An 11,525-nucleotide genomic window follows, 5' to 3' on the forward strand; every position below is an offset into this window, starting at 1 on the left:
CAGATGGAATCCCTGGATCTGAAAAATAAGCAGATTCAGCTCACTCTGATGCTGAAGCTGCAGCAGCTGCAGCGTGAACAGCTTCCCGGCCTAAACTATAAAAATCTTGAAGATGTCATGTTGAAGCTGGTGTGGAAACGAAATCGCCCGAAGACTTTACATGAAGCTGTAAATGATATATTATCTTTATCGGCAGATCAGATCGTCCGTTTTTTATCAAAACAGGCGATCATTGAAGGGTATCATCAAGAATTATCAGAGTTTAGCGATTTAATAGGAGGAAGAAACGTATGAAAAAGGGGACAAGAACAAGTCGTTTAACGGTCTTCATCGTGACTGTTGTTGCCATCTTTGCGATGATCGGCATCTTTGCGCAGGATGTTGCGAAGAACACGACCTTGGGCCTGGATTTACAGGGCGGCTTTGAGATCGTCTATCAGATCAGTCCGCTGCAGGAAGGCAAAGACCTGCCGGCCATGTCGGCTGTGGCAGAAAGCGTCAGTAAGCGGATCAACGTCTTAGGCGTCAGCGAACCGCAGATTTTAATCGAAGGCAATGACCGCATCCGCGTGCAGCTAGCGGGGGTCAAGGATCAGGAGGAAGCCCGGCGGGTCATTTCCTCCACCGCAAACTTGACGTTCAGAGACGTCAACGACAATCTGCTTTCCGATGCGAGCATCATCAAAGAAGGCGGAGCTTCATTAGGGTATGAAAACGGTGCGCCCGTCGTCAGTCTGAAAATTGCCGATCAGGCCAAGTTCAGCGAAATCACACAGAAGGTTTCGGAAATGGGGACAGGCAACAACATTATGATTGTCTGGCTGGATTATGAAGAAGGCGATTCCTATGTTAAGGAAGCTGCTGTGGCGCAGGCCGGCGGCGAAGCCAAATACATCAGTGCGGCGCAGGTCAAATCGGCGATTTCCGGTGACTGCGTCATCAGCGGCGGCTTCACCGAGGGAGAAGCGCGTGAGCTGGCAGAACTGATTAATTCCGGCAGTCTGCCGGTCAAAATGACGGAAATTTATTCCAACGTCGTCAGTGCGGATTACGGCATCGGTGCGTTTAACAAAACGGCAACCGCGGGCATCGTCGGCGTGGCGTTAGTCATGGTCTTCATGCTGGTGGTTTACCGGTTTGCCGGTTTGATTGCCGACATCATGCTGGCGCTGTATATCTTTGCGGTTTTCGCGATCTACGGCGGCATGGGCGGCGTCTTCACGCTGCCGGGCATTGCGGCGTTAGTTTTGGGCGTCGGCATGACGGTGGATGCGAATATTATTACGATGGAGCGGATTAAGGATGAACTGTATGCCGGACGTTCGGTACAGAACGCGGTTAAAGAAGGTCAGTCAACGTCGTTCTCGACGATCTTTGACGCTCAGTTCACAACGCTCTTAGCCGCTTTGATCATGTATATTTTCGGCACCGGCGCGGTCAAGGGCTTTGCGACGATGCTGATGGTCACCGTCTTCTGTACGATGGTGCTGAATGTCTATGTTTCCCGCTTCCTGATCAATCAGATCGTGAAGTCTGGTTTCCTGGATAACAAGAAAACATGGTTCGGCGTCAAGCAGTCCAACATTCCCGACGTATCAAAGCGTCAGGAACAGTTCTATTTTGGTCCGTTTAAGAAAATTGATTTTGTCGGCAAGGCCAAATATTTCATTACCGCCAGCCTGATTATCTTAGCGGCGGCCGTCGTCATGATCTGTGTCAACGGGTTTGGCGGCAAGGGCGCGCTGAACCTGGGCATTGACTTCTCCAGCGGAACCAAAATTACCGTGACCTCCAATGAGGTCCTGAATACCAACGAAGTCCGCAGTGACTTTGAAGCGCTGGGCTATAAGCCAAGCCGCGTTCAGGCATCCGGTGATAAAGTCGTCTATGTGACCTTAAATCAGGCTTTGGAGCAGGATCAGCTGACATCCATCAAAGAAACGCTGACGCAAAAATATGGAATTGAACCGAATGACAACGTCGTAACGCCGGTTGTTGGCCGCGAACTTGTAAAAAATGCAATTTCTCTGTCCTTGCTTGCCTGGGTGGCGATGCTGATCTACATCACGATTCGCTTTAAATGGGATTATGCCGTCAGCTGCATCGTGGCGCTGATTCATGACGTAGCGATTGTTCTGGCCATCTTTGCGATCTTCCGCATGGAGATCAACATTGAACTGATCTCGGTTATTCTGGCGATCATCGGTTATTCGATCAACAACTCCATCGTCGTCTTCGACCGCGTTCGGGAATCCGTGGCTGAAAGCCGCAAGCCGAAGTTAGTGAGCGAGGACTACAAGGCGATTGTCAACGATTCGCTGGATAAAACATTGGTGCGTTCGGTCTTCTCTTCGATCACGACGCTGCTGCCGATCATCGCGCTGCTTTTGATGGGATCGGGTGCGATTGTAACCTTTAACTTCGCGATGTTTGTCGGCTTGATTGCCGGCACCTTCTCCTCGATCTTCATTGCTCCGCAGATGTGGTACTATATCCGCACGCATGTCAAGCCGAAGGAAAAGAAAAAGAAAAAAGCCAAGAAAGAGAAACTTGACGAACTGACGATTCCGGGAATCAACGATTAAGCTTCAAGAAGGCGGCGCAGGCCGCCTTTTGTGCTTTAGTAAGAGCGCCTGCCCAGACAGGCAGAACGTTCTGTGATAGAATAAAACACAGGTGAAAAAACATGAAAATAGAACGAATGGAAACCCATGGTGAAGAAAAACGAATTCAGCAGGATTATGGCGTCAGCGAGCTGTGCGCCAAGGTGCTGGCCTGCCGCGGCTGTGACAACGATCAGATTCGGCAGGTTTTAAATACGGATCTGACGCTGCATCCCTGTTCCAGTCCTGAACTCACGCAAATCTTAAAACGCTTGGATACGGCCCGCCAGCGCCATGAAAAAGTCTTGATTGCCGGCGATTACGATGCCGATGGCTTGTGCGCAACAGCGATTATGAAGGAAGCCTTGGATCGGGCGGGAATTGTCAACGGCTTTTATATTCCGCATCGACTGAATGAAGGCTATGGTTTATCTGCGCAGACTGTGCAGCTGGCCAAGGAAAAAGGCTATTCCCTGATTCTGACCGTGGACAACGGCGTAGCGGCGCATGCGGCGTTAACGCTGGCGAAGCAGCTGGGCATTGAGGTCATCGTTACCGATCACCACGTGATCCAGCAGGAGCCTGAATGTCTGACGCTGCTGCATCCGACGCAGATGGGCAAGCCCTGGCAGTATTGCTGCGGAGCGGGAATTGCCCTGCAGCTGTCGATGGCGATGACCGGAGCCCGCAAACGGCCGATCATGCTGGCGGCGATCGCTACGATTGCCGATATGATGCCGCTGTGGGAAGAAAACCGGATTCTGGTGCGGCTGGGTTTGAAATATCTCAATGAGCGACAGTTTACAGCGATTGAAGCGCTGAATGAGAAGAAGTGCGAAGTGTGGACGGAAAAGGAAGTCGCTTATCAGATCGTCCCTAAGCTCAATGCCGCCGGCCGGCTGGCGGAGCTGTGCAATATCAACAATATCGTGCGCTATCTGTTGCTGGAGGACCCGGCTCAGATTGAAGCGGCGGCGGTGCAGATCCGTCAGATCAATCAGAAGCGCCGGCAGATGAGCGATAAGATGACCAAGACGGCAATGGAGCGAATCCGCTCGGAAGACGCTTTTCATGTCATTGCCGACGATCAGTTCCATGAAGGCATCGTCGGACTGGTCGCGGGCAGGATCATGAATGAAACCCATCGGCCGACACTGGTCTTGGCGCCCAGCACTCAGGGATACAAGGGCTCGGTGCGCAGCGTGCCGGGTTTGGATATTCAAAGCTTTTTTGAAGATCTGCGCGGCTATCTGATTCAGTTTGGTGGTCATGCCCAGGCCGCCGGGGTGGAATTGGCGGCGGATCAGCTTGAACCGCTGCGGCAGGCGATCCTGGCCAAGATGGAGACTTTGGCGATCCCGCTGGAAGAACCGGTGCTGCAGGTGTTACCGGTCAGCGCTCAGCAGATCAGTTTGACGGCGCTGCATGAGCTGGATCAGCTGGCGCCGTTTGGCCAGCAGTTTGAGCCGGTAACCTTTGAGGTCAGCGGCTTAACGATTCTGCAGTATGCCAAGATGAAGGAAATCTATCCGAAATGGCAGACGACCAACGGCTCCGATCTGATTGATGCGATCAGTTTCAATCGGGATTTGGACAATCCGCATCCTGTCAGCTGGATCGGTCAGCTGCAGATCAATCGTTTCCGCGGTCGGGAAAAGTGTTCGATTCTTGTGGAAACTGTTGAATAAATAGATTCAATTTGTTAAAAATTTGTTATAATAACGGTATTATAGGAGGCATCAATCCATGGACTTCAAAAAATATATTGCATCAATTCCTGATTTTCCGCAGCCAGGCGTGCTGTTCCGCGACATTACACCGTTAATGCGTGATGGTGAAGCGTTCCACCAGGCGACAGCGGAAATTCAGAAGTTTGCCGAACAGGTCGGCGCGGAAGTGATCGCGGGTCCGGAATCCCGCGGATTTATCTTCGGCTGCCCGGTGGCTGCGAATCTGCATATCGGCTTTGTGCCGGTCCGCAAGCCGGGGAAGCTGCCGCGTGAAACGATCAGCTACCGCTACGATCTGGAATACGGATCCAATGAGCTGCACATGCATAAGGACGCCGTCACACCGGGACAGAAGGTCCTGATCGTCGATGATCTTCTGGCTACTGGCGGCACCGTCCAGGCTACGATCAAAATGATTGAGGAGCTGGGCGGCGTGGTTGTCGGCTGCGCGTTTCTGATTGAGCTGGAAGGGCTGAAAGGGCGCGAAGCGCTGGACGGCTACGAAGTCTTTACGTTGATGTCCTACGAATAAGCCGAAGAGGATTCTCTTCGGTTTTTCTCAAAAAGGGGGGATAGGGTTGTGAATAAAGGGAATACGGAAATCACGCTGGAGGCGCTGATGCGTGAGGTTAAAACATATATTCAGGAGCCGGAAAGCCTGGCATTGATTGAGAAGGCTTATCGCTACGCTCAGTCGCATCATGAGGGACAGCTGCGCCGCAGCGGCGAGCCGTATATGATTCACGCCGCGCAGGTCGGCTATATTCTGGCGACAATGAAGGTGGGGCCGCGGACGATCTGCGCCGGACTGATGCACGATGTGCTTGAGGACTGCGGCGTGGCGCCGGAACAGATGAGTGCTGACTTTGACGAGGAAATTACGATGCTGGTGGAAGGGGTCACCAAGATCGGAAAACTGAAATTCAAAGATGAAAAGGAATATCAGGCAGCCAATCACCGTAAGATCTTTATTGCGATGGCCAATGATATCCGCGTGATTGTCATCAAGCTCGTCGACCGGCTGCATAATATGCGTACGCTGGAATACATGCCGCCGGAAAAACAGAAAAAGATCGCGGCGGAAACACTGCAGGTGTATGCTCCGATTGCGCACCGCTTGGGTATCAGTGAAATTAAAAATGAACTGGAAGACCTCAGTTTCTATTATCTGGATCGCGAAAAGTATTACGAGATCGCCCATCTGGTCGAAGAAAAAAAGGCGATGCGCGATGAACAGGTCAAGCATATGATCCGCGACATTTCCCAAATGCTGCAGGAGAAGCAGATTGAATTCCGGATTTTTGGCCGCAGCAAGCATCTTTACAGCATCTACAAAAAGATGAAGACCAAAAATAAACGCTTTGAGGAAATTCTGGATCTGTTGGCGATTCGGATCGTCACAAAGACCAAGCTTAACTGTTATGAAATTCTCGGCTATATCCACGCGGCCTATCGTCCGATTCCCGGCCGTCTGAAAGACTATATCGCTGTACCGAAATCCAACATGTACCAGTCGCTGCACACCACGATTGTGGGCGATGAGGGGCGGATTTTTGAAATCCAGATCCGTACCGAGGAAATGGACAGCATCGCGGAAATGGGCATCGCTGCCCATTGGCGGTACAAGGAAGGCACAAAGTATGATCCGCATAAGGAACAGCGGGAAATTGAACAAAAACTGTCGTGGTTCCGCGATCTGTCGGCGCTCACCGGTGATCTGTTAAGCAATGATCCCAACGAATACATGGATACCCTGCAGAAGGATATCTTTGAAGCCAATGTCTATGTCATGACGCCGAAAGGCCGGGTCATCGAACTGCCCAACGGCTCAACTCCGATTGACTTTGCCTATCGCGTGCATACCGAAGTCGGCCATTCCACAGTCGGTGCGATGGTCAACGAGACGCTCGTACCGCTCAACACGCCGTTAAAAACCGGCGATGTCGTGCAGATCAAGACGTCGAAGCAGTCGGCTGGACCGAGTGAGGACTGGCTGAAATTTGTCAAAACCAATCATGCCAAGAATAAGATCCGCGGTTTTCTGCAGAAGAAAGAAGTGGAAAAGAAAGCGGAATATGTCGAACGCGGCGAACAGATTATTCGGGATGAGCTGAAAAAGCGCGGCTATCCGGAGAAGGATTATTTTGAACGCAAGAAAATCGATGCGGTCCTGCCGGTTTTCCAGGTCAGTTCGTATACCGATCTGATGTATGGGATTGCGGTGAAGTCAATCTCAGTCATCAGCGTGATTGAGAAGCTGACCAATCAGAAAAAACCGATCATTTTGGATAATGAAACGGTCAGCCGGTCGTTCGCGCCGGCCCGCAAAGCGCCGAGCAAATCTGGGATTATCGTGCCGGGCATTGAATCGATGATGATTTCGCTGGCCGGCTGCTGCAGTCCGATTCCGGGAGATGAAATTGTCGGATATATATCCAAAGGCAACGGCGTCAAGGTTCACCGCCGCGACTGTCCCAATGTCGCGCATGAGAAATCACGGCTGATCGACGTGGAGTGGGATGACCGCCGTGAACCGCGCAAATATGAAGCAACAATTCAGATTTACAGTCATGACCGCAATTTCCTGCTGACTGATCTGATGACTGTGATCTCCCAATGCAAAGCTTCGCTGCAGAACATTAATTCTTCAGTCAATCAGGAAGAATTAACGGTATCGACAAAAATTATGCTGCTGGTTGATGATTATGATCATTTAAAAACACTGATTGCGAATCTGAAAAAGGTGAACAGTGTAGTCAGTGTTGAACGTGTTATTCAGTAAAGGAGGAGTTCATGCATGAAACTCAGTACGAAATGCCTGTTGACGACCTTGGGCGCTGCGGCGGCAGCCGGGACGGCCTTTGCCGTGCAGCGCGGTGCGAATCAGCGCCGTCAGCAGCTGAATTCTGAAACCGGTATGGAATTGAAGGAATACCGGATGATCAACGGCATTCAGCAATATCTAGTGCACCGCACAGAAAATGACGAGCTGCCTGTGCTGCTGGTTCTGCATGGCGGACCGGGCGAATCGGCGATCCCGACGCGCTATCTGGCTCAGCGGGACTGGGAGAAATATTTTACTGTTGTCAACTGGGATCAGCGGCTGTGCGGCAAGACCTTGCAGATCAACGCTGACAAGCAGACCGAGCTGGCTGCAACTGTGACTTTGGAGCAGCTGATTGAGGACACCCGTGAAATCTGCGATTATCTTCGCGCCAAGTATCATCAGGATAAAATTTTCATTTTGGGCCATTCCTGGGGCAGCGTTTTAGGTTCGATGTTTGCCCGTCAATATCCGGATCGGGTCAGAGCGTATGTCGGCGTGGGTCAGGTGGTCAACATGCGGCGCAATGAAGAACTGGGATATCAGAAGGTTCTGCAGAAAGCCCGGATCGCAGGGGCGGATCATGATGTCCAGACGCTGCTGGCCTTGACCCCGTATCCTACGGCAGAGTTCGGTCAGGAAATGATGGATAAAATGATGACAGTGCGCCGCCTGCAGCGCAAGTATTGCTTAGCCTCACCGATTACGCTGAAGGATTTGTGGCAGATGGCGACGACCCCGGATGTCAGTTTGAATGAGCTTCCGGTCTATTTCAAAATGGATTTTCAAATCCAGCTGCCGTTATTAAAAGAGCTGATGGATTTTAATCTGGAAGCTTTGGATAGCCATTACGCAGTACCGGTGTATTATCTGTTGGGAGATCACGACTGGCAGACGCCGTATCCGATCGCTGAAGCCTATTTTGCGAAAATTGAAGCAGATCGCAAGCAGCTGATGTTAATTCCCAACGCCGGTCACAACACGATGACCGATCAGCCGGAATATTTCCTAAATGCACTGCGAACGGTTTTATTAGCATAACGATGTTGAAAACTGCGGGGAAAGATCTTTGCCGTATCCGGTGAAGGCCTCTTTCCCCGTTTATCTTCCAGGCGGGATATGAATTTTTTTCATTTCTTTGCATTTAGGACTCGATTTTTTGAAAAGAATTATGTATAATAGATAAGCATACGGAGAAATACCCAAGTGGCCGAAGGGACCAGTTTCGAAAACTGGCAGAGGTGAAAGCCTGCGGGGGTTCGACTCCCTCTTTCTCCGCCATAAGCAGTTAAAGCCCTTAGCAAAGGGCTTTTTTCGTGTTTTGATCGAGAAAGAGGGGGGCGGCGCAGCACTTCTGCGCAAACTCAATTCTAATTTCGAGGGTGAATAGGAGAATGCTGTTTTCTGAGGCTTTCTTTCCTCGTGAGCTTTCTTCGACTTCTTGAAAAAGAAAAAGCCGCAGCGCGGCAAATGTCAGAGCGTTTACAGAAGCTCGTAGAAGATCGTCAGTAAAATGCTGAGTGCCAAAAGCAGGACAGCCAATTTTAAAACGAAATGTGAGCTTGTTCCCCGCCGTTCTTTTTGTTTTTGAGCATAATCGAAATATCGCTGGGATCCGGCTGGCTGCGAATGGCGCGACAACAGGTTCTTCGCTGACGAAAACGAATACGACAGAAAGTCAAAATATCCGCCGTGGATCAAGAATTCCAGCAGTCCCACTACGATGAAGACCAGACTGAGGATGGACAGAACATCGATAAAGGTCAGCAGCGGATTGTTGGAAAAGAGCGCGCATCCGGCGCTGAACACGATCGCTGCGATCATGCAGATCAAGTACGGTTTAAGATTTTTTTTCATAGGCTACCTCGCTGTGTATTATATCAAATCCTGTTGGGAAGACGAAACTAATTTCACAAAATTGTCATATTTCATTTCACTTTTTAAGAATATCATTCTCAATATTGGTGCTATTTTAACTCAATGCAGTAAAATTTAAAGATTCAAATTTTCCATGATTGAAAATTGATTTTGAAAGGAATATACTAAATGGCGTGCTTTAGAATAGGGAGGGGAGGTCGTGCTATGGAATCTGTAATCCTGGATCTGATTCAAACGGATCAGAAGACACGGGAAGCCGTGGAAGAAGCGCATCGCATGAAGTTTGAGTTGAAGCGGAAAATCGCTGATACCGAGAAACAGCTCAGCGAGGAAGCGTGGAAGGAAGTTCACCAGCGTGTCGATGCCAAAAAAGCTGAACTGGATTATCAGATCAGTCAGGTGGAATCCGAAAATCTGAAAGAGTATGAGCAGGAGCTGAAGCGGCTTCAGGCCCATTATCTAAAGAAAAAAGAGGAATGGCAGAAAGAGCTGGTTCGCCGCTGTCTGGAAATTTAGGCGAATTGGACAATGATCCAGTAAAAAAGGAGGGGTGCCATGGGAACCACATCGAATGCAGCGATGGCGACCAAAGCCAAAGCAATGTTTGGAAAACGGCTGACGGCTTCGGATTATCAGCAGCTGCTGCAGAAGAAATCAATTCCGGAAATCGCTTCTTACCTTAAGAATGAAACGTTATTTCAGGAAGCGCTGGAAGGGTACAGTGAAACCGGACTGCACCGCGGTCAGCTGGAAATGCTGATTCGGCGCGATCTGGGAACCCGGCTGTCCCGGCTTTTACGGTATGCCAGTACCAGTGGAGATAAGTTTTATCACTACGGCATCATGATGAGCGAGGTCGAGCAGATTATGGCCTGCATCCGCGCTTTTAATGATGAGGATAACTACAAGATGATCGGCGAGCTGCCGCTGTATATCGAAAAGAGTACGTCGTTCGATATCCGGGCGCTGGCTCAGGTTCATGACTTCGGCGCTTTGCTGGAAGTGCTGGACAAAACGCCGTATGCCGATCTGATCCGGCCGTTTTCCGTAACCAACATGGAAGACTTTGATTATACCGCCTGTGAAAGCGTTCTGCGGAAATACTTCTATGATCAGGTCATGAAGATCGTCGATCAGGAATTCAGCGGAAAAGTGAAAAAAGAGATTAAGGAAATTTTCCTGACGCAGATCGAATTGGACAACATCACGCGAATTTACCGTTCAAAACGATATTTTAACGCGACGCCGGCGCAGATCAAAAAAGTCATCAACCCGGTTTATCTGCGGATTCCAAAACGCGAATTGGAAGAGATGATCGATCACTGCAATGCGGAGGAGTTTATGGAACGGCTGGCACGTTCCGCTTACCACAACTATTTGGATTCCTCTAATTTTGCGTATATTGAATATCACGCGCAGTCGATCAATTACAACCTGAATAAGCGGCACATGATGTTTTCGACCAATCCGGACATTGTGCTGATCGCCTATCTGGTTTTGTCAGAAACAGAAATTCAAAACGTCGTTGATATTATCGAGGGTGTCCGCTATGGAATCCCGGCGGATAAGATTAACCGGCTGTTGATTTATTAAGAAGAAAGGGGGAGCTTATGTCAATCGTAAAAATGAAGCTGGCGACGGTGCATGCCGATGCAGATCAGTTTCAGGACGTGCTGAAACGCTGCGTGTCCTACGCTGAATTCCATCCGGAACCAGCGGCGCATCTGATCAATGACGACAACGGCGGAAAGCCGCTGAACGATGAAAACGTCTATAACGAATATCTGAACCAGCTGAAAAATATTGGCCATAGCGTTGGGTTTGAGCTGAAAGCCGGACCCGTCAGCCGCAGTTATGATGAGGCGGAAATTGTAGCGTTTATCAAGGAAGTCAACGAACAGTTCGCGATGATCGCGGATACGCACGAGCTGATGACCTTGACGGACAACGACGAGATCGCTTTGGAAAAAGTGCGGAGCTATGGATTTGAGGCGATGCATGAGTGCCAGTATATTTCGTTTGGAATGGGCCGGCTGCCGGCCGAAAGCTTTAAAAAGCTGAGTCTGATTGAAACGCCAAACTTCGTCGTGGAGGAACTGCATAAAAGCGGCCAGTATGTCTGGATTCTGTACGCGACGTCCAATACCTTCGTCAAAGAAATCCGAAAATGCATGGAAAGCCTGTTTATTGAGGAGATTCCGATCCCGCGGATTGACGGGAAGAAAATCCTGGAACAGTATAAGGAAAAGCTCACCGAAGTTTATTCCTATTGTGCTTATACCAGCGAGATCCGCAAGCTGTATCGGTATGTGATGCAGGTGCAGGACGATTACCAGCTGGCCGGTTTTGTTCCAGCCAACAGTGCGGATCAGTTTGTCAGATTATTCGACGGTCTGAACGTCAGGGTGGATTTAGCCCAGCCGGAAACGGTGCCGCAGCTGGTGCCGCCGACGATGCTGCACAATGCCTGGCTGTTCCGTCCGTTTGAAA

General features: G+C 50.0%; 10 protein-coding genes and 1 tRNA gene. 10 read left to right on the forward strand and 1 reads right to left on the reverse strand.

Annotated features, from left to right (window positions below; genetic code table 11):
- Positions 1 to 3 precede the first annotated feature (3 nt).
- The 7 genes from BN162_RS00235 to BN162_RS00265 all read left to right on the forward strand — a co-directional run bounded on the left by BN162_RS00235 (position 4) and on the right by BN162_RS00265 (position 8,438).
- Positions 4 to 294 (forward strand): post-transcriptional regulator, encoded by a 291-nt coding sequence (locus BN162_RS00235; protein WP_020223039.1) that lies wholly within the window; start codon positions 4 to 6, stop codon positions 292 to 294.
- A complete protein-coding gene (locus BN162_RS00240; protein WP_020223040.1) occupies positions 291 to 2,585 on the forward strand; it encodes a protein translocase subunit SecDF in 2,295 nt (764 codons plus the stop codon). The genes BN162_RS00235 and BN162_RS00240 overlap by 4 nt, the downstream gene beginning before the upstream one ends.
- A gap of 101 nt (positions 2,586 to 2,686) precedes the next feature.
- The gene (locus BN162_RS00245) at positions 2,687 to 4,291 is read left to right on the forward strand and encodes a single-stranded-DNA-specific exonuclease RecJ (protein ID WP_020223041.1); all 1,605 of its coding nucleotides are present in this window, start codon (positions 2,687 to 2,689) and stop codon (positions 4,289 to 4,291) included.
- Between the two features lie 58 nt (positions 4,292 to 4,349).
- Entirely contained in the window at positions 4,350 to 4,865 is a 516-nt protein-coding gene (locus BN162_RS00250; RefSeq protein ID WP_020223042.1) for an adenine phosphoribosyltransferase, read from the forward strand.
- 87 nt (positions 4,866 to 4,952) lie between these two features.
- Positions 4,953 to 7,115: a RelA/SpoT family protein gene (locus tag BN162_RS00255; protein WP_051032516.1), complete on the forward strand. Its 2,163-nt coding sequence runs from the start codon at positions 4,953 to 4,955 to the stop codon at positions 7,113 to 7,115.
- A 15-nt stretch (positions 7,116 to 7,130) separates the two neighbouring features.
- Positions 7,131 to 8,198 carry an alpha/beta fold hydrolase gene (locus BN162_RS00260; protein WP_020223044.1) on the forward strand — a complete coding sequence of 356 codons (1,068 nt, stop codon included), beginning with the start codon at positions 7,131 to 7,133 and terminating at the stop codon, positions 8,196 to 8,198.
- A gap of 151 nt (positions 8,199 to 8,349) precedes the next feature.
- Positions 8,350 to 8,438 (forward strand) — tRNA-Ser (locus BN162_RS00265).
- 201 nt (positions 8,439 to 8,639) lie between these two features.
- Here the strand turns inward: BN162_RS00265 and BN162_RS00270 are convergent.
- Positions 8,640 to 9,014, reverse strand: a complete 375-nt coding sequence (locus tag BN162_RS00270) for a DUF3899 domain-containing protein (RefSeq protein ID WP_020223045.1) — start codon at positions 9,012 to 9,014, stop codon at positions 8,640 to 8,642.
- A 225-nt stretch (positions 9,015 to 9,239) separates the two neighbouring features.
- Here BN162_RS00270 and BN162_RS00275 point away from each other — a divergent pair, with 225 nt between their 5' ends.
- From BN162_RS00275 to BN162_RS00285, 3 genes are all read left to right on the forward strand, one after another.
- A complete protein-coding gene (locus BN162_RS00275; protein ID WP_020223046.1) occupies positions 9,240 to 9,551 on the forward strand; it encodes a hypothetical protein in 312 nt (103 codons plus the stop codon).
- Positions 9,552 to 9,590: 39 nt separating this feature from the next.
- The gene (locus BN162_RS00280) at positions 9,591 to 10,628 is read left to right on the forward strand and encodes a V0D/AC39 family V-type ATPase subunit (RefSeq protein ID WP_020223047.1); all 1,038 of its coding nucleotides are present in this window, start codon (positions 9,591 to 9,593) and stop codon (positions 10,626 to 10,628) included.
- Positions 10,629 to 10,645: 17 nt separating this feature from the next.
- The coding region (locus tag BN162_RS00285) for a hypothetical protein (protein ID WP_040451098.1) at positions 10,646 to 11,525 on the forward strand (880 nt) is incomplete at its 3' end.

This window comes from Holdemania massiliensis AP2 (assembly GCF_000327285.1).
Taxonomy (GTDB): Bacteria; Bacillota_I; Bacilli_A; order Erysipelotrichales; family Erysipelotrichaceae; genus Holdemania; species Holdemania massiliensis.

Excerpts from the sequence above, each read along its gene's own strand:
- BN162_RS00235 (WP_020223039.1), top strand. The coding sequence starts at position 4 with ATGGAATCCCTGGATCTGAAAAATAAGCAGATTCAGCTCACTCTGATG.
- BN162_RS00240 (WP_020223040.1), top strand. The coding sequence starts at position 291 with ATGAAAAAGGGGACAAGAACAAGTCGTTTAACGGTCTTCATCGTGACT.
- BN162_RS00245 (WP_020223041.1), top strand. The coding sequence starts at position 2,687 with ATGAAAATAGAACGAATGGAAACCCATGGTGAAGAAAAACGAATTCAG.
- BN162_RS00250 (WP_020223042.1), top strand. The coding sequence starts at position 4,350 with ATGGACTTCAAAAAATATATTGCATCAATTCCTGATTTTCCGCAGCCA.
- BN162_RS00255 (WP_051032516.1), top strand. The coding sequence starts at position 4,953 with ATGCGTGAGGTTAAAACATATATTCAGGAGCCGGAAAGCCTGGCATTG.
- BN162_RS00260 (WP_020223044.1), top strand. The coding sequence starts at position 7,131 with ATGAAACTCAGTACGAAATGCCTGTTGACGACCTTGGGCGCTGCGGCG.
- BN162_RS00270 (WP_020223045.1), bottom strand. The coding sequence starts at position 9,014 with ATGAAAAAAAATCTTAAACCGTACTTGATCTGCATGATCGCAGCGATC.
- BN162_RS00275 (WP_020223046.1), top strand. The coding sequence starts at position 9,240 with ATGGAATCTGTAATCCTGGATCTGATTCAAACGGATCAGAAGACACGG.
- BN162_RS00280 (WP_020223047.1), top strand. The coding sequence starts at position 9,591 with ATGGGAACCACATCGAATGCAGCGATGGCGACCAAAGCCAAAGCAATG.